This is a genomic window from Marinobacter sp. MDS2, from assembly GCF_030718085.1.
Taxonomy (GTDB): domain Bacteria; phylum Pseudomonadota; class Gammaproteobacteria; order Pseudomonadales; family Oleiphilaceae; genus Marinobacter.
The window spans coordinates 748,084-765,233 of record NZ_JAVAJF010000001.1; the positions used below are offsets into that span (position 1 = coordinate 748,084).

The following is a 17,150-nucleotide window of genomic DNA, read 5'->3' on the forward strand; positions in this document are numbered from 1 at the left end:
CTTATACATCCCCGCATCAGAATTTATTCAAAGTCTTCAGGCCGAGCCGGTGTTCCAGCCGATATATCTAATTTTGCGCGTTTACCAATAAACCAACTTATAGAATCAGGCTCTGCGCCATGGCCAGGCCGAACGGAGCGAAGGTCATCCTCGGTCACTGCCTGCCCTTTCGTAAACGACACGCTGGTAAAAAGCGAGCGTCTTCGGAGCTTGTCTTCATCTGCAACGTCGTACGAAACCTCTCCCATAGTCTCCTCGGCGGCGCGAACCTGACGCACCATTTCCGAGAACTCTGAGGGGTCGAGAGAAAACGCTGCATCCAACGTTTCCTGTTTTTTATCAAGCACCACATGCTTTTCAACAAGACTTGCACCCAATACCACAGAAGCGACGGGCACGATGAAACCTAGGGTATGGTCCGAAACACCAACCGAAACACCAAATCGCCGAACCATATCTGGAATGGTTCTCAGGTTCGCAGCGTTAAGAGGGGCTGGGTAACTGGACGTACATTTCAGGAGGGTCACGTCTGTGTTACCCACTTCAAAGCATGCATCCACAGCTTTCTGTATATCCGGAATGCCACCAAGCCCGGTTGAGATTATGATCGGCTTACCTTGCGAGGCTGCTTTTCTGATCAAAGGTAGGTCATTGATCTCCATAGAGGCGATTTTATAGCGGCTCACATTCATGGAGCTCAAAAAATCAACGGCCTCAAGATCGAACGGGGAAGAAAAAAACTCAATTCCTCGTTTTTGGCAGGCCTCTTGTATCTTCCAATGCCAATCATAGGGAAGAGAACCTTCGCTGTAGATATCCCAAAGAGTTTTACCTTTCCAGAGTCCGGATTTTCTTGGGCCAAAGTAGTCATTGTCTATGTTCATACACAGGGACTCTGGACGGAATGTCTGCACCTTAATCGCGTCGGCACCCGCCGATGCGAATGCATCGACGGTTTCGAGAGCCAGCCCAAGGTCATTTCCGTGATTGGCGGAAAGTTCCGCCACAATCAGAGCATTTCGCTGCGTCATTTTGCTATCAGCCTGCATAGAACTGGATGATTGCCTCAATAGTGTTCATTTTATCGATATCTTCATCTGGAATTTTCTTTCCACCCACATCCTCAAGCTCAAGGAAAAGGTTGAAAAAGTCTAGACTATCAATGCCATGATCACCCAAGTCATCTTGGGGTCCAATTGTGCTGACATCTACGTCAATTCCCGCGGCAATGATGGCGTCTTTTACTTGTTGCTCGGTAATCATCGCAATCCTCACTTCAATGAATCAATTTTCGTTTCTAGTAAGCAAGCCTGTTCCCCAGGAGAACCCAACTCCAAACCCACTGATGACAATGGTCTTACAGTCTGATTTAAGCACGTGCTTTTCTATCAGTAATGGAATGCTAGAAGAAACCGTGTTGCCCGTGTTTTCAATATCCCGAACGAATCGATGCCGGTTTTCCTTAAATCGCCGGGAGATCACATCAACAATGGCATAGCTACCCTGGTGAATGCAGAACGCATCAACCTGGCTTTCAGCCATTTTGGCTTTGGCCAGTAGTGCTTTGATATTCGGGGCAACGTTTTTCGCTGCAAAGTCGAAAACCTGCCGACCGTTCATGGTCAGGCATGCCCCACTTGTTTTGAGTGCGTCCTCTCCCTCTCCATCGGTACCGAAGAGGGCGGGGCCTATCAGCCACGAAGGCGACTCGCCTAACCAGGTGGCGGTCGCTGCATCCCCAAATAGGAGCGAGGTGTTCTTATCAGCAGGATCAACAATTTTTGAGTAAGGGTCTGCAGTTACCAGTACACCATTCTTTAATCCTGCGGATTCCATGAATCCTTTAAGTACATGCAAACCATAGACGTAACCGGAGCACCCAAGAGACACATCGAAGGCGGCGACGCTTTTGGGCAGCCCCATCTTGGCCTGAACGATAGCGGAAGTGTGTGGCAAACCTTCACCATCACCGTTCTGCGTCACAACTACCAATGCGTCAATTGAAGACGATGCGAGCCCATCCGAACTCCTAAGCAGCTGCTCGATCGCTTTGACTACCAAATCAGACGTCTCTTCCGCTTCGCCTTTCCGAGGTAGTTTTAAGGCACCGATTTTCTTTACGATGAAATCTGATGTTTCACCGAACTCCTCCACTCTCTGAAGGTTGTCCAACGCATCTTCTGGGATAAAGGACGCTACATTCTTGATTCCGATCATTTTACCTATCCTGTCTGATGCAAGAAATTTTTAGAGGTTACTTAACTCTTCTAGCTGGATTTCCCATCCAGACAGTTCTCGGCTCGATATTCCTAAGCGCGACACTCCCAGCACTCAAAACTCCGAACTCGCCCACTGATACGCTATCCCGCACAACAGAATTCGGAGCCAAATGCGCGCCTTTCGCCACGGCGGAGTATCCGCAAAGCGTGCAATTCGGGCCGATATCAACAAAATCAGCCACCTCGGCGTCATGGCCCAGATTCGCTCCCGCTCTGACAATCGAGTTGTTTCCAATGGAGCTACCAGGCTGACAAGTAACATAGGAACAGATAACGGACCCTTTACCGACCGATACCCCAGAGCCCACCAACGCGGTTGGGTGAACTAGAGTCTCAAGCTTGTCTTCAGGCACCAAAAGCGCCGAGAGCAGGTCACTGCGCTCTTCCATTTTCCCTACACTCAGCAAGGCGAAAACGATCTGCGTGTCTGACTCAAGTTTCTTCCATTCTCTGGGACGACCGATAACTTCGTACTCACCAATGCGACTGCCTATCGGCTCGTGATCGTTAAGAAAACCCGCAACCGCAATGTTTTGGCCAGCACTAGCCATATCTTCAATAACCTGAGCAACAACAAGGCCGTTACCTTTGCCGCCAACAATTGCGATTTTTTTAATCTCACTCATTATTACAGCCTTTCATAACATTCAGCCAATCATCTGTTTGAGGCCAGTCTGACATGACTTCAAACGCCGCGCTTGACATAGTGCATAAAGCCTCAGGATTCTGGGAAATGTGTCTCAAGGCCTTCTCAACTCCGGATTCATAACCCTCGTCGGGCGACCCAACTGAAATCACAGCTCCCTTTGCTTCAAGCCGTTCTATTGGTTTTTCCTGATTCTCAGCCAGCGGCACGACGATTGCTGGCAACCCTAACAAGCATCGCTCCCACAGCATGATCCCACCACCTCCAATGGCCAGATCTGCCGACAGCATCAAGGACGAGAGATCGTTCAAGCCAACGTGCGTACGACAACGGGAATAGCCCACAACCAGTTCTTCCAACCTCTTAAGAGACGGAAGATCCGATGGCACAGCAATATCGATCTCAACGACGGAAGACCGCGTCTGGTCAGCTCGGGCGACTAGGGTCTGCACCGCCCTGTATACGAGGTCCTGAATGTCGGTGCCTCCAAAACACACCAGAACCCTTTTTACAGGCCCTGACCGGATTGAAGCTCTTTCCCGCGCTGATTCAAAAGCTTGTGACAACGGCAGGCAGGATGGACCGCTATAAAAAACACAAGTATCGGGCAACAGGCCAGCCCACTTTTCCGCCGGGTTTTCAGAAATCTGCGGATCAACCAAAACATCTGCGTGGTGGGGCGTATTAGCCTGGCCGTCTATCGCCAGAACCATACACCCCGTTTTGGCAGCAAATCGCGCCTGCCAGGGTTCTCTGATCATCATGTGATCGGATACAACCCATGCTATTTTCACCCCCGGATACTGCCTTGCAAACGCATCTGCGCTCCGCTCGGCGTCCTGCACCATGTTCTCGAAATCGGCTGCGGAAAACGTGGAGCTAAATACGCTGAAAGCAAAACGTTCGTCGTCGGGTAACAGAACCAGTTCGAAACCGGCTTGTTCAATTATATGAGTGTTCGCTCCAGGGATATCCCGACAGATAAAGACAGGGCCAAAGCCGTTTCTCTTAAGGAAAGCGGCCAGAGACAAACAGCGGCGCACATGGCCAGAACCAATCTTGTGGCCGCTATCTACGCGGATAGCAACCGCAGGTAGCGTAGGTAGAAACGCTGTCTCTGAAGGGGTTTGTCTCATCGCTGCTCTAGAGCCCTGAACAAGAGCTCGGCGACAGCCCAGTCTTCCTGGGTATCAATATCGTGGACACGGGTTCCCGGAAGCACGTATGCAACCCCTGCCTCAGACATCGGGTCTCCAAGGTTCAGGAAGGCATTGGTTTTTCCCCAATAGAACTGCCCTGCATCATGATAGGTTTCTTCCAGATCCTGAGACCTTGTATATCGATGCTCTGGCCAGAGGCGTTCAACCCGGCCTAAGTCATTAACCCGAAAGCCCCGCTTTATCGGATACGGAAACCGACCGGCGGAAAAGACAAAATCGGCGTTGCTGTCTCTGAGTTTGGTAAAGGCCTGTTTCAGGTCCTCGGCCAGCATGAATGGTGATGTTGCATAGAGACAACATACGTATTCAGGCATTCCCCAAAGCCGGGAGACTTCCTGAATGGCATGGTTGATCACTGGCCGTGTTGCAGTGTGATCATCGGCCAGTTCCGGAGGCCTGGTAAACGGGACTTTGGCTCCATACTCCTCAGCAACTGCCGCAATCTCCGGGTCATCCGTCGAGACAATAATATGATCAAAACACCCCGACTCGCGGGCAGCTTCAATCGACCAAGCAATCATGGGCTTGCCGCAGAACTCTTTAATATTCTTACGCGGTATGCGTTTACTGCCACCGCGGGCGGGAATAATTGCAAGCCGCATCATACCTTACCTCCAGCGTCCAGCGCCGACGTCAAAGCACTCAGTACTTCATCTTGCTGCTCATCCGTCATGCCCTGAAACATCGGTAAGCTGATAGCCTCACCGTAATAGGCCATCGACTCCGGGAAATCTTCCGCCTTGAAGCCCATCGCCTTGTAATACGGCTGTGTGTGCACCGGAATATAATGCAGATTCACTCCAATGCCCTGTTCCCTCAGAATTTCAAAAACCTGCCGGTGACTGACCGTAATTTTGTCTAGTTGGAGGCGGATCACATACAGGTGCAGGCCTGAATAACTATCAGGATGCTGCGAGGGTGTGGTCACGGGCAGATCCTTCAACAACCGGTTGTAACGCCTTGCCAACTCGTGCCGGCGCGCCACAAAAGCATCCAGTCGATCCATTTGGCTGATACCAAGTGCCGCTTGCAGCTCTGTCATCCGGTAATTAAAGCCCAGATCCACCTGCTGATAGTACCAGGGCCCATCCGGTTCGTGGGTCATCAAACTCTGATCCCGGGTTACCCCGTGGCTACGCAGGAGGTTCATGCGGCTAGCCAGCTCACCGCAGTTCGTGACAGCCATGCCCCCTTCCGCCGTGGTGACAATTTTCACGGGGTGGAAGCTAAACACCGTTATGTCGCTGTAGCGGCCGCTGCCTAAAAACTCATCCTGATACTTGCCGCCGATGGCGTGGGAAGCATCCTCAATGATCCGAAAACCGTATTGTAGGCTTAGCTTGTGGATGGCTTGCATATCGCAGGGCTGGCCACACAGATGTACCGCCACCAGCACTTTTGGCAGGCGGCCTTCACGCTTAGCCGCTTTAAGCTTTGCCTCTAACGCTTTGGGGCACAGGTTGTAGGTACGTGGGTCTATATCGACAAAACCTACTTGAGCTCCGCAATACAAGCCGCAGTTAGCAGAGGCCACGAAAGTAATTGGCGTGGTCCAAAACCAATCGCCCTTGCCCAATCCTAAAGACAAACACGCAATGTGCAATGCCGAGGTGGCGCTATTTACCGCCAGTGCATACTTTGCACCCACGTAGCCGGCAACCTTGGCCTCGAAGGCTGGGACCTGCGGCCCTTGCGTCAGGAAGTCAGACTGCAGCACATCAATCACGGCATCAATGTCTGCCTGGTTGATGTCCTGCTTACCGTAAGGAATCATTGTCAGATTTTACCGATTTCACTGTAATTGGAGTTAATCCAATTCTGTAGCTCTTCTTCCGTCATCCACTCAGCATTGTTGTCACTGGCATAAACAAAACCTTCTTGGACCTTCTTGCCATCTTTAATCCTGTGTTTGCAAGTGCCCCAGCCATTAATATTAGGCAAAATCTTATAGTGTTCCGGGTATTCGTAGGTGAAGTAGGAATCTTCCGCACCAATCATCTGCTCGTGAAGCTTCTCGCCTGGGCGAATACCCACCACTTCATGCTTCGCATTGGGCGCCACCACGCGGGCTAGATCGGTCACCTTCATGGACGGGATTTTCTTCACATAAATCTCACCACCAACCATATCCTCAAACGCATGCCAAACCAACTCTACGCCCTGCTCTAAACTAATCATGAAGCGGGTCATACGAGGGTCTGTGATGGGTAGAACACCCTTCTCTTTGATGGACATAAAGAACGGAATAACGGAGCCTCGGGAACCCATCACATTGCCGTAACGCACCACGGAAAACTTAGTGTCATGACCGCCTACGTATGAGTTTCCGGCTACAAACACTTTGTCCGAAGCAAGTTTTGTGGCGCCGTACAAGTTAATAGGGCTGCTGGCCTTATCAGTTGAGAGCGCCACTACGCCTTTAACCTTCTTGTCAATGCAGGCATCAATCAGGTTCATAGCCCCGATGATGTTGGTTTTGATGCACTCAAACGGATTGTACTCCGCGGTAGGTACAATCTTCGTAGCTGCAGCATGGACTACGTAATCGACACCATCCATTGCGCGATAGAGACGTTCTTTGTCGCGGACGTCTCCAATGAAAAACCGCAAGCGGTCATCATTTTGGTACAGCTTGGCCATTTCCCACTGTTTCATCTCGTCCCGAGAAAGAATAATGATTTTCTTGGGGTTGTACTTTTCCAGCGTCATGGGAATGAATTTGTGGCCGAAGGAGCCAGTGCCACCGGTGATTAGAATGGTTGAATTTTGCAACATATTTCAACTCTGATGAATGAAGTTAAACAAGGCGTGGCATCTCTATGCGACACTAATACAGCAAACGTCAACGGCAAAAGTCAATTGACATCTTGGATCGTGATTACCGTTTCCGAAGCGGAATACCAGCCCAACAAGCTCAAAACCCACCACGAGATCCCTCTCGAACGAGTGGACGAGCTGATTCCCTGAAAGCAGCTAAAGAAGAAAGTAGCCCTTTATGACCCGAAAGGCCAGAACGGGCTCGCATGTGTCCGTTGTTTGCCAAACTGCGCGTTAACTGCTGGCAGTTGTTCTATAACCTCAGTGATCCAGCCGTGGAAGACGCGCTGTACGAGATTGAATCCATCGGAATAGCCCACGATAAAGATGGCCACAGCTTGGCGACTGCACCAGTGCAGAGGCAGATCCAGGCGGAGGCTCTGAGAAGTGAAGTACAGAGCTTGATGGGGCAGAGTTTGAATGTTTATTTTCAGAAGCGGAGATAAACGAAACGGGGGCCAAAACTGGCCCCCGTTTTTACATATAAGGAATCAAAGACTCTCCATACAAATGCAAATCCTCCAAGATCTGCTGATTCCTAGACGTCAGCTCCGGATCACTCGCCAGCCGCTGCAATTCGAGCCCGTAGGCCTCCAGCGAGCGCCAGCCCTTTTTCGGATTCATCAGGCGCTCCGTTCTGAAGGTTTCCCAACGTTCCATTTCTTCGCCGCTCAGGGTGTTCGGATAATTCCGGGCGCGGTAGCGGAAGAGCATCTCGTTTAAACGCTCATCATCAAACCGTACCTCTTGCTCGCCTAATGTTTCTACCGGTTGGGCGATCAGGTCTTTCAGCCGCTCTCGGTCAGCATTGCTGATAAAGCCACCGGCGTAGAGTTGCTCGTCGGGGTCGGTCAGGTCACTGCCTTCAAAGCTACGGTCGAAGGCTTTCGCAATGCGTGCTGGCAAGTCCGGGGCGTTTCGCAGCTTGGCCAAATTGGCGCGCAGCACGTCACCATCCAGCTCTAATTCCGCCAAGCGTTCTTTGGAAAGCGTAGACAGCATGTTAGCCGGGGCCAGTACCGGGCACTTGTTCACCTGAATGCCTTTCAGGGGGAAGCGCGCTACACCCTCACCCAGCTCGGCCTGGGAGGTAAATACTCGCTCCTGAATCTGCTTCGGCGTGGCGTTGATCAGTTCTGTTGGGTCTTCGCGCAGATCGTAAACGATAACCTGGTTTTTATTGGTGGGGTGCTCCGCCAATGGTGCCACCAACGCACAACAGCCGCGGCTGGCCGGGAATTTGGCGGAGATGTGGAACACCGGTTTCATAGTGGCGGTGTCCAGCATCTGGCGCGCCGCGTGTTTGTCTTTGTTCTTGAGAACAAAATCAAACAGCTTAGGCTGCTTCTCTTTAATCAGCTTGGCTACCGCAATGGTCGCCCAAACATCCGACATGGCATCGTGGGCCGCTTCGTGGGCAATGCCGTTGGCGGCCGTGAGTTCTTCCAACCGGAAGCTGGGGCTGCCGTCTTCCTTACGTGGCCAGTTGATGCCTTCCGGGCGCAGGGCGTAGGTCAGCCGCACCATGTCGATGATGTCCCAGCGGGAATTACCGTTCTGCCATTCTCGGGCGTAGGGGTCACGCAGGTTGCGGTAAAGGGTGTTGCGGGTGACTTCGTCATCAAAACGCAGGCTGTTATACCCCACTACGCAGGTGCCGGGCTGACTGAAGGCTTCATTAATTTGCGCGATGAATTCCGCCTCGGGGAAGCCATCTTCCAAAGCTTTTTGCGGGGTGATGCCGGTAATCAAGCAAGCTTCAGGGGAAGGCAGGTAGTCGTCCGTTGGTTTGCAGTAAATCACCAACGGGTCTTCGATCACATTCAAATCCGCATCGGTGCGAACCCCGGCAAACTGGGAGGGCCGGTCATGCAGCGGGTCTACACCGAAGGTTTCGTAATCGTGCCAGTAAAAAGAGCGGATCAAAGGAAGACTCCCACCGTGTGAATGAATAGCAGGAGTCTAACAAAATCAAAACAACTTAGTCCCCATATCCACCTGATGGGTACGGCGGCGGTCTATACCGGGGCCGGTCAATTGTTCCAATTTCACGGTCATGTTTGTGGGAAGATTGATGTAAACGCCCTTTCCCGCCGCTATCGAACTGGTTCCATCCAACGTTTTCCAGGCCACACCATCTTGATCTCGCTGAAAGCCAATAAAGAAACCATCGGTGAAACCAGCCACACCGGCCTGCCCGGAATCTTCGCCGATATCCAGTGAGCGGAGTTGTGTGAGCGGTGCACAGTTGGCCAAGGTTGCACTCACGTTGCATCCGGCAGCCTGATTCGGGTTATTCGGTTTTAAACCAATGTGCGTGGCGCGGTAATCGGTAGCCGCGCCACCCGGCCCTTGAAACAATTGAGCATCATATACTTGGCCGAAAGATTCGATCTTCATGCCAATGTTGCCGCTAAAGCTGGTGGTATTGGAAGAAACCGATCCACGAGCCTCATGAAAGCCCATGCGGAAGCCGGCCAAGCCGGCGGCATCTTCCGCCAATTCGATATAAGGGCGGCGAGCTTCGAAGGGAACGGCGTCGCCTTCGTTATAGGTCACACCGTTATAGACTTCGCCATTAAGCCGAGCAATGTGGCCTAGGGCGAGGTGGCTGGCCGCGAAATCCGTACCAGCATTTATTTCACCAACCTTTACGTCATCCACGTTCACCCGTGTTTCCACATCAATGCCGAGCGACATCCGGGTAACTTTTTGTTCCTGACCGTTAAGGTTCTGACCAGTGAAGTTTTCAATCTGCATAAACGCCTGCCCGGTCACCTCACCCATCGCGTCATCAGAAATGGGTGCCAATTCCGCGTGGGCAACGGGCATAATACCCACGCAGAATAGATTAAGGGCAGCGTATCCGTACGCATACTTAGTCATAGATTGTGTCTCTGATTTATTATGTGAGCCAGTTTCGACGCCCGACTCTCATGCCGCCCGTTTATTATGTTTTTCCGGTGCTGGCATGCGGTCTTATTATTGAATGTAACGATTTGTTTCTTTTTTGACCGCACATCCACTATAGCCGAGTAAAGGCTGTGAATAGAGTGAGCCACATCACACTCGGCCATTGCATTGAAATGAATCAAAGTAAGCTTGAAGCGTGTCACAACCTGCCGCGCACCAATGCAAGCACTCGCACAGACGACCCGAACACCAAAATCGCCAAATGTAGCACATACATACACATTCCATTAGGCTACTCTTGTCACTCTACGGTTCCGGCACCACACTACACATCATGAACACCAAAATCCTGATATGCGATGACTCCGCGCTAGCCCGCAAGCAAATGGCCCGCGCACTGCCGACTGGCTTGGTAGACAGCGTGCTGTTTGCCCAAGATGGCGAAGAAGCCCTTGCCGTTCTACGCAAAGGCGAAGCGGAGCTTTTGTTTCTTGACCTGAACATGCCGGGGCCAGACGGGTATCAGGTGTTAGAACGGATTCGTAAAGAAGACCTTCCGGTGCTCACCATCGTGGTGTCTGGTGATATCCAACCTGAAGCTCGGGAACGGGTGCGCAAACTGGGTGCCATCGATTTCATCAAAAAACCGACCAGCACCGAGCTTGTGGCAGACCTGCTTCAGGAATACGGCTTTTTCCGGCCGGAAGAACTTTCTGCGTTGGCAGCAACAAGCCCTTCTTTTTCCAAACCAAGCCACACCCCGGAAATTTCCGTCAGCCTCACGGAATACCTGCAAGAAACCGCCAACGTTGCCATGGGCCGGTCGTCTGATCTTCTGGCGCGGTTGCTGCGGGTGTTCGTCAAACAGCCCGTTCCGAAAGTCGCTTTTATCGCCAGCTCCGAGCTTCACATGGCAATTTTCTCTGCCGAGGCCGGCAATACCTTTTCGGCCGTGTGTCAGGGGTTCACCGGCTCGGGCCTGGCTGGTGAAGCGCTGCTTTTATTCGATGACGCCAGCTTCGAGGAAATGGCCGAGCTGCTTCATTACGAAGGCGTAGAAGGCGACGCCATTGATGTGGAAGTGTTGATGGACATGTCCAGCATCCTGTTTGGGGCTTTCCTGAACGGCGTGAGTGACCAGCTCGATATCAAGCTCGGCCTGAGCCACCCGACCGTACTGGGCCAACACCGCCCTATCAACGAACTGCTGGAGCACCACAGCAGCCGGGAAGAACAGTTGCTGTGCTTAGAGATCTGCTACACCATCGAAAACAGGGATATTCGCTGTGACATGCTGGTGCTGTTTACCGAAGACTCCGTGCCCTTTCTGGAAAAACGTCTCGAATATTTGGTGGATTGACCATGGCTTTTGACTCAGACAACGTAGACGCCTTCCACTGGCTGGCCGACATGATCGAAACCGTCGAAGTCGGCCTGGTGGTACTGGACCTCGATTTCCGCGTGCAGGCGTGGAATGGTTTTATGGAAAACCACAGCGGCATCACCGCCACCCAAATTCGGGGTCAGCAGATCTTTACCACCTTTCCCGACATCCCCAAAGCCTGGCTCACCCGCAAAGTGGATGCCGTTACCACACTGAACACCCGCGCCTTCACCTCGTGGGAACAACGCCCGTACCTGTTCCGGTTTCGCAATGCCCGCCCCATCACGGGCACCGAAGAGTTCATGTATCAAAACCTGACCATCAGCCCGCTCACCAATTCAACCGGCAAAGTCGATAAAGTCTGCCTGCTGATTTACGACGTCACCGAATTCGCCAGCAGCAAACGGGCGCTGGAACGGGCGAACGAGCAATTGGCCAAATTAAGCATGACCGACCGATTAACCGGCTTGCTTAACCGAGGCACCTGGGAAAACCTGGTGGATGCAGAATTCGAACGTTACGGCCGCTACGGCCAAACCACCACCCTGGTGATGTTCGACATCGACCACTTCAAATCAGTGAACGATACCTACGGCCACCTGGCCGGAGATGATGTGATCCGCCACACCGCACAAGTCACCCGCGACAGCATCCGCCAATCCGATTCCGCCGGGCGTTACGGCGGGGAAGAATTCGGCCTCATCCTGCCGGAAACCGATGCAGAGAACGCGCGCATTCTATGTGAGCGCATACGGGAAACCATTGCACAAAGTAGGGTCAACACCACGGCGGGTGATATTCAATACACCATCAGCATGGGTATCGCGCAATTAGGGGGGGAACCGGAGAATTATATGCAGTGGATGCAACAGGCGGATAAGGCGCTGTATCGGGCTAAAGAAGGGGGACGTAATAAGGTGGTTATCTATTAAGTCAGGGCCTTACCCCTGAGTTAATTTCAGTACTACTTTCCCGGAAAAGCTTGGCCATAGCTCCGCCGATATCAGAGAAAGCTGGCGACTTTTCACAGTAGACCTCAATCTGCCCTGCAACTTCTCTAAGTTTGCCCGCAAGCAGGCTCAAATCTTCCGAAATTTCTTTGGTCGTCAAACCACACGATTGACGGCCATATCTCCTGAGATAATCGACCGGCCACCATACCTTCCGGCCCGCTAATGTCAGCGCCGGCACGTCATGTTTCAGATAGGGTATCGTTGAAACGATATCGTAAGTAGGCGCTAACCAACGCTCGGTAAAGGGTTCCCGATATAAAAGCCCGAAATTCTTTAAATGAGCATCGCCATTACGCACTGCCCAAGACAGTGCCACCGACATAAATAACCAGCGTAAACCTTGGCGACGGTGTTGAGGAGAGAGATAACGTGAAAAGGTTTTAGCAAGTTTCTCGTAGCTGCCCGAATATTTGTCTTCCGGAAGCAACCCCTGAAGTACGCAGGCATCTTCAAAACCGAGCCAAACACCACCCGAACACCGATCGAAGCGCGACATAATAAATAGCCGACCATTATCGGACAAATAAAAATCCGGCACCGGCAGCCCACACCCCTTTGCTAACGTCATACAAAAGAATTCATTAGCCGCCAACTGGGGATAATCATCGCCCCACGTTTTTACAATGTACCCCTCGGTTCGAAGGGTGGATTTTTCAGAAACGCGCGCGGGCACCAAGACCTTAGGCTGAACACCGGAAATACCGGAACGCAAAGCATATTTCTCAACCAGCTCTTCAAAGAGCGAACCATCATCCGCAGCCAGCAACCCGGCTAACGACTCGCCAGCAGTATCACCCTCACCTGCGCCAGACGTTGGCCCGGCCACCACCACTCGCCCAACCTGGTGTCGGCCCAGAGCGGTAAGGACCGTTAAATCGCCGGTGCCGTAAATCTTTGCAATATGCTTTCGAATCACATCACCCAGATATCCTTCAGGAAGATTCTGGGCAAAGATCGGGTGAAGTCCATCGTATGAATAGCTCGACCCGTCAACGGGCATCGTAACGGAGACTGCGAGCTCATCAACGACATTGTCACGATAACCGAAGATCGTGGGTTCAGGTCGCCCGGGAGAAAACAAGTCCCCAATTTCTTGGCCGGAAACCTCCACAGCCGCCCGGCGAAGTGAGCTCACTCGTCACCTCCTGCACGTTCACGCTGCAAATCCTTTAAGGTAGGGAGCCCACCAATGGGGCGGATAGAAAATTCCAGATTTAACGCTGCCAGCAAACGCTCTAGCTTTGCATAGCCCATCTCGGGAAGGCGTTGGTTTTCCAGCTTTGAGAGTGTCGTGCGGTCAACCCCAGCCATTTCGGCCAATGCCTGCATGGAAAGTCCTGCACGCTTTCGCTCTGCACGGATGTAAGGGCCGAGATCAAGAAGGGTCATGTGAATATACTCCACAAATCTGCATAACTAGCATTGATTGTAGCGTATATTCACACTTTTGCCAGATACCAAACGGCAGGGTTTTGATCAGTCCTGCTGCTGCCAGCTCTGAACCGCTTCTTTACCGTGCTTCTCACGCCACTCGTTCAGAGTTTTGTGGTTACCGCCGCGGGTTTTCACCACTTCACCGGTATGCGGGTTTTTATAGGTTTTCATCGGGCGCTTGGCACGAGTACCTGTGGCTGTTTCCGCTTTTGCGCCGGCAATAGAAGGATCAATCGCGGCAAGAATCTGCAATACATGCTTTGGTGACTTATCGTATTCGGTCATCAAATCACGAACTTTATTTTCAAATTCCAACTCGCGCTTAAGCGCCTGGTCGTTTTCGAGCTGCTCCAGCTCTGCCGCAAGCTTTTCCATAAGCTGTTTTTTCTGATAGTAATCGTTGATCTTCGCCATGAAAGTAAGGCCTTATATCGGATGATTTAAACAAAAAAAACATGACCGGAAAGTCAGGCTGCATAGTAATAAATAAGTGTGGCACTCGTAAAGAAAATTAATTAAAGATCATAAAAAAAGCCGACACAATGGTCGGCTTTTAAATTAAAAACAAATCCGATTATTACAGCCGAATATCGGCTTCTCCCAAAGGCAACACACCTTTCAGATCAAAAAGAATACCGTTATCTTTTGTATAAGCTCTCAACTGCTGCGCGCTCATGGCCGCATATTCATTGTGTGGCACCGCCAGGAACACGGCGTCGTAATATCCGCTTTCCGGCTTATCCACCAAAGAAATACCGTATTCTTCTTCCGCTTCGGCATTGTCTGCCCAGCAATCGGTTACGTGTACTTCGCAGTTATAGTCTTTTAGTTCTTCGATCACATCCACGACACGGGTATTGCGCAAATCCGGGCAGTTCTCTTTAAACGTCAGCCCCATCACCAACACTTTGGCGCCAGAAACCGCTTGGCCATTCTTAATCATCGATTTAACCAACTCAGAAGCCGCATAAGGCCCCATATTGTCGTTAACACGACGGCCAGCCAGAATGATTTCCGGATGATAACCAATAGCCTGAGCTTTATGGGTCAAATAATACGGGTCCACACCAATACAATGGCCACCCACCAAACCCGGCTTAAATGGCAAGAAGTTCCATTTAGTTCCTGCTGCGGCCAATACTTCATGGGTATCAATACCCAGCTTCGCGAAGATCATAGAAAGCTCATTCATCAGCGCAATGTTCAAATCCCGCTGCGTGTTTTCAATCACCTTCGCGGCTTCTGCCACTTTAATGGAACTGGCTTTATGGGTGCCGGCGGTAATGATATCGGCATACAAGGCATCCACTTCGTCAGCAATTTCCGGCGTAGAGCCAGACGTTACTTTCATAATGGTCGTAACGCGGTGCGCTTTATCACCCGGGTTGATTCGCTCGGGGCTATAACCACCAAAGAAGTCTTTATTGAACGCAAGGCCAGATACTTTTTCCAATACCGGCACACATACTTCTTCGGTAGCTCCTGGGTACACCGTGGATTCGTAAATAACGATGTCGCCTTGTTTTAGCACCTTACCGACGGTCTCACTGGCTTTGACGAGTGGGGTCAGGTCCGGAGTTTTAAATTCATCAATCGGAGTCGGTACCGTCACGATATAAACCTGACAATCCGCAATCCCTTCCACCGAATCGGTAAACGTCAACTGCGTTGCGGTTGCCAACTCTTCGCTGGACAGCTCACGAGTGAAATCCACGCCATCCTTCAGCTCTTCAATACGCTTGGTGTTGATATCAAAACCCACCACCTCACGCTTCTCACCAAACGCTGCAGCCAGCGGTAAACCCACATAGCCCAAACCTACAACCGCAATCTTCTTCATCACTCCTCCAAACCATGATTGGGGTCAGACCCCGGATACATTTTAATCGGTCAAATGTCTGGGGGTCTGACCCCAGGTATTAAAATTTGTGTGTTGGGCAGGCGAGTTTCTAGTTCTCGCTTGAACGCTGCCTTTGCATCGTCATCCCCGTGTACGATGCGAATTTCTTTGGGCGGTACTGGAATGCCGTCAATAAACCGCAATAAATCGTCTTGCCCGGCGTGGGCGGAATAACCGCTTACCTGATGCACTTTGGCGTGGATGTCGTAACGCTTCCCATCCAGCTCAACCCAGCCGCCTTTCGGGCCATGGGTGAGAATATCCCGCCCGGGTGTGCCGGCAGCCTGATAGCCAACGAATAACACATCGTTACGCTCATCGCCCAGCATGGCTTTTAGATAATTCACCACCCGGCCACCGGCGCACATACCAGAACCGGCCAATACCACACAGGGGCGGTGAGATTTGGCGAGGTATTCTACGGCATTCAGGTGGTCATCGTGAGAATTGATTACCGTTAGCTGCTCGAACGACAGCGGGTGGCGGCCCGATTTTACGAGCGTTTGGGCTTCTTCATCCCAGAACGGCTTAAGTTGGCGGTAGATGTTGGTGAATTCGGCGGCCAGCGGGGAGTCAACCACTACTTCGAGGTTGCCCCAGGTCTGGCTTTGGGTGGGGTCTGACCCCGAGGGGTCAGACCCCTTTGTAGACTGCACGCTCTCGCTACGGGGTCGGTCCCCACGAGAACCGACCCCAATCGCACCAACTCCAAGCTCCTCGCCACCAAACTCCGCGATCAGGCCTTCGATCTCATAGAGAAGCTCCTGAGTGCGCCCAATACTGAACGCCGGAATCAACACCGTACCGCCATCCCGCAGCGCGTGCCCCAACACCGCCTTCAAACGATACCGGCGTGTCTCACGGTCTTCATGATTTTTGTCACCGTAGGTGCTTTCAATCACCAGGCGGTCAGCACGCTCCGGGGAAGCAGGTTCCGGTAGCAAAGGCGAATGCGGTGCACCGAGATCGCCGCTAAACACGATTCGCTCTTCAAGCCCGCCAACCCGGGCATCACACTCCACATAAGCCGAGCCTAAGATATGCCCTGCCCTTTGCAATCGCACCGACAAAGAACGGTCAGGTTCTTCGAATACCCTATGCCACTGGTTATAAGGCACTGGCACCAAGCGCTCGCGAATAACGCACAAAACACGCTCAATTAACCGGCGGTCCCGGGTGAAGCCTATTTTCAGCGCATCTCCCAGAATCTCGGGAAGCATTACGGCTGAAGGTTCGGAGCAAATAATCGGGCCGTCAAACCCCGCGGCTAACAAGTAGGGAATTCGGCCAACGTGGTCAATATGAACGTGGGTGACCACCAAGGCGCGGATGTGAGCGATGGGGAAATCTATTACTAGATCTTCAGCGGTCGAGTGGCCTTTGGATTCGCGGCCTTGGAACAGGCCGCAGTCTACGAGGATTGCATTTTTAGAACGGTGGTCATCCGAGATTAAAGAGAGTTCATGGCAGGAGCCGGTTACGCCGTTCACCGCTCCGTGGTGGCTTGTATTAATCATCCAACAATCCTTGTTGTAAAACGAATC

The 17,150-nt window shown here is 51.9% G+C and carries 17 protein-coding genes and 1 pseudogene; 3 read left to right on the forward strand and 15 right to left on the reverse strand.

Annotation, left to right across the window (positions count from 1 at the left end; genetic code table 11):
- Positions 1 to 23: 23 nt before the first annotated feature.
- Genes pseI through pseB form a run of 8 tightly spaced genes read right to left on the reverse strand, consistent with a single transcriptional unit; the run spans position 24 to position 6,920 of the window.
- Positions 24 to 1,031 carry a pseudaminic acid synthase gene (gene pseI / locus Q9245_RS03575; RefSeq protein WP_305895867.1) on the reverse strand — a complete coding sequence of 336 codons (1,008 nt, stop codon included), beginning with the start codon at positions 1,029 to 1,031 and terminating at the stop codon, positions 24 to 26.
- A gap of 7 nt (positions 1,032 to 1,038) precedes the next feature.
- Entirely contained in the window at positions 1,039 to 1,263 is a 225-nt protein-coding gene (locus Q9245_RS03580) for an acyl carrier protein (RefSeq protein WP_305895868.1), read from the reverse strand.
- 21 nt (positions 1,264 to 1,284) lie between these two features.
- The gene (locus Q9245_RS03585) at positions 1,285 to 2,217 is read right to left on the reverse strand and encodes a ketoacyl-ACP synthase III (protein WP_305895869.1); all 933 of its coding nucleotides are present in this window, start codon (positions 2,215 to 2,217) and stop codon (positions 1,285 to 1,287) included.
- Between the two features lie 37 nt (positions 2,218 to 2,254).
- A complete protein-coding gene (locus Q9245_RS03590) occupies positions 2,255 to 2,905 on the reverse strand; it encodes a hypothetical protein (protein WP_305895870.1) in 651 nt (216 codons plus the stop codon).
- On the reverse strand, positions 2,898 to 4,061 hold the full coding sequence (gene pseG / locus Q9245_RS03595) for a UDP-2,4-diacetamido-2,4,6-trideoxy-beta-L-altropyranose hydrolase (RefSeq protein WP_305895871.1): 1,164 nt from the start codon (positions 4,059 to 4,061) through the stop codon (positions 2,898 to 2,900). Before pseG ends, Q9245_RS03590 begins: the two co-directional genes overlap by 8 nt.
- A complete protein-coding gene (gene pseF, locus Q9245_RS03600) occupies positions 4,058 to 4,750 on the reverse strand; it encodes a pseudaminic acid cytidylyltransferase (RefSeq protein WP_371824781.1) in 693 nt (230 codons plus the stop codon). Before pseF ends, pseG begins: the two co-directional genes overlap by 4 nt.
- A complete protein-coding gene (gene pseC, locus Q9245_RS03605) occupies positions 4,747 to 5,919 on the reverse strand; it encodes a UDP-4-amino-4,6-dideoxy-N-acetyl-beta-L-altrosamine transaminase (RefSeq protein ID WP_305895872.1) in 1,173 nt (390 codons plus the stop codon). Before pseC ends, pseF begins: the two co-directional genes overlap by 4 nt.
- A gap of 2 nt (positions 5,920 to 5,921) precedes the next feature.
- A complete protein-coding gene (gene pseB, locus Q9245_RS03610; RefSeq protein WP_305895873.1) occupies positions 5,922 to 6,920 on the reverse strand; it encodes a UDP-N-acetylglucosamine 4,6-dehydratase (inverting) in 999 nt (332 codons plus the stop codon).
- Positions 6,921 to 7,174: 254 nt separating this feature from the next.
- On the opposite strand from pseB, the pseudogene Q9245_RS15950 reads away from it, so the two are divergent.
- Positions 7,175 to 7,270 (forward strand): annotated as a pseudogene (locus Q9245_RS15950) (IS5/IS1182 family transposase); the annotation flags it as partial.
- Positions 7,271 to 7,439: 169 nt separating this feature from the next.
- Here Q9245_RS15950 and sbcB read toward each other — a convergent pair.
- Entirely contained in the window at positions 7,440 to 8,888 is a 1,449-nt protein-coding gene (sbcB, locus tag Q9245_RS03620) for an exodeoxyribonuclease I (protein WP_305895875.1), read from the reverse strand.
- 45 nt (positions 8,889 to 8,933) lie between these two features.
- Entirely contained in the window at positions 8,934 to 9,848 is a 915-nt protein-coding gene (locus tag Q9245_RS03625; protein ID WP_305895876.1) for a hypothetical protein, read from the reverse strand.
- Between the two features lie 361 nt (positions 9,849 to 10,209).
- On the opposite strand from Q9245_RS03625, the gene Q9245_RS03630 reads away from it, so the two are divergent.
- The gene (locus tag Q9245_RS03630) at positions 10,210 to 11,235 is read left to right on the forward strand and encodes a response regulator (RefSeq protein WP_305895877.1); all 1,026 of its coding nucleotides are present in this window, start codon (positions 10,210 to 10,212) and stop codon (positions 11,233 to 11,235) included.
- Between the two features lie 2 nt (positions 11,236 to 11,237).
- Complete coding sequence (locus Q9245_RS03635; protein WP_305895878.1) at positions 11,238 to 12,191, forward strand: sensor domain-containing diguanylate cyclase; 954 nt, start codon at positions 11,238 to 11,240, stop codon at positions 12,189 to 12,191.
- A gap of 1 nt (position 12,192) precedes the next feature.
- Here Q9245_RS03635 and Q9245_RS03640 read toward each other — a convergent pair whose 3' ends face one another.
- The 5 genes from Q9245_RS03640 to Q9245_RS03660 all read right to left on the reverse strand — a co-directional run bounded on the left by Q9245_RS03640 (position 12,193) and on the right by Q9245_RS03660 (position 17,123).
- Entirely contained in the window at positions 12,193 to 13,407 is a 1,215-nt protein-coding gene (locus tag Q9245_RS03640) for a type II toxin-antitoxin system HipA family toxin (protein ID WP_305895879.1), read from the reverse strand.
- Positions 13,404 to 13,661: a helix-turn-helix domain-containing protein gene (locus tag Q9245_RS03645; RefSeq protein WP_305895880.1), complete on the reverse strand. Its 258-nt coding sequence runs from the start codon at positions 13,659 to 13,661 to the stop codon at positions 13,404 to 13,406. Before Q9245_RS03645 ends, Q9245_RS03640 begins: the two co-directional genes overlap by 4 nt.
- Before the next feature lie 87 nt (positions 13,662 to 13,748).
- Entirely contained in the window at positions 13,749 to 14,120 is a 372-nt protein-coding gene (locus tag Q9245_RS03650) for a histone-like nucleoid-structuring protein, MvaT/MvaU family (RefSeq protein WP_305895881.1), read from the reverse strand.
- Between the two features lie 163 nt (positions 14,121 to 14,283).
- Positions 14,284 to 15,546 carry a Vi polysaccharide biosynthesis UDP-N-acetylglucosamine C-6 dehydrogenase TviB gene (gene tviB / locus Q9245_RS03655; RefSeq protein ID WP_305895882.1) on the reverse strand — a complete coding sequence of 421 codons (1,263 nt, stop codon included), beginning with the start codon at positions 15,544 to 15,546 and terminating at the stop codon, positions 14,284 to 14,286.
- Positions 15,547 to 15,596: 50 nt separating this feature from the next.
- The gene (locus Q9245_RS03660) at positions 15,597 to 17,123 is read right to left on the reverse strand and encodes an MBL fold metallo-hydrolase RNA specificity domain-containing protein (RefSeq protein ID WP_305895883.1); all 1,527 of its coding nucleotides are present in this window, start codon (positions 17,121 to 17,123) and stop codon (positions 15,597 to 15,599) included.
- Positions 17,124 to 17,150 lie beyond the last annotated feature (27 nt).

Bases quoted from the DNA above. Each gene is read 5' to 3' on its own strand.
- pseI (WP_305895867.1), bottom strand. From the start codon at position 1,031: ATGACGCAGCGAAATGCTCTGATTGTGGCGGAACTTTCCGCCAATCAC.
- Q9245_RS03580 (WP_305895868.1), bottom strand. From the start codon at position 1,263: ATGATTACCGAGCAACAAGTAAAAGACGCCATCATTGCCGCGGGAATT.
- Q9245_RS03585 (WP_305895869.1), bottom strand. From the start codon at position 2,217: ATGATCGGAATCAAGAATGTAGCGTCCTTTATCCCAGAAGATGCGTTG.
- Q9245_RS03590 (WP_305895870.1), bottom strand. From the start codon at position 2,905: ATGAGTGAGATTAAAAAAATCGCAATTGTTGGCGGCAAAGGTAACGGC.
- pseG (WP_305895871.1), bottom strand. From the start codon at position 4,061: ATGAGACAAACCCCTTCAGAGACAGCGTTTCTACCTACGCTACCTGCG.
- pseF (WP_371824781.1), bottom strand. From the start codon at position 4,750: ATGATGCGGCTTGCAATTATTCCCGCCCGCGGTGGCAGTAAACGCATA.
- pseC (WP_305895872.1), bottom strand. From the start codon at position 5,919: ATGATTCCTTACGGTAAGCAGGACATCAACCAGGCAGACATTGATGCC.
- pseB (WP_305895873.1), bottom strand. From the start codon at position 6,920: ATGTTGCAAAATTCAACCATTCTAATCACCGGTGGCACTGGCTCCTTC.
- Q9245_RS03625 (WP_305895876.1), bottom strand. From the start codon at position 9,848: ATGACTAAGTATGCGTACGGATACGCTGCCCTTAATCTATTCTGCGTG.
- Q9245_RS03630 (WP_305895877.1), top strand. From the start codon at position 10,210: ATGAACACCAAAATCCTGATATGCGATGACTCCGCGCTAGCCCGCAAG.
- Q9245_RS03635 (WP_305895878.1), top strand. From the start codon at position 11,238: ATGGCTTTTGACTCAGACAACGTAGACGCCTTCCACTGGCTGGCCGAC.
- Q9245_RS03645 (WP_305895880.1), bottom strand. From the start codon at position 13,661: ATGACCCTTCTTGATCTCGGCCCTTACATCCGTGCAGAGCGAAAGCGT.
- Q9245_RS03650 (WP_305895881.1), bottom strand. From the start codon at position 14,120: ATGGCGAAGATCAACGATTACTATCAGAAAAAACAGCTTATGGAAAAG.
- tviB (WP_305895882.1), bottom strand. From the start codon at position 15,546: ATGAAGAAGATTGCGGTTGTAGGTTTGGGCTATGTGGGTTTACCGCTG.
- Q9245_RS03660 (WP_305895883.1), bottom strand. From the start codon at position 17,123: ATGATTAATACAAGCCACCACGGAGCGGTGAACGGCGTAACCGGCTCC.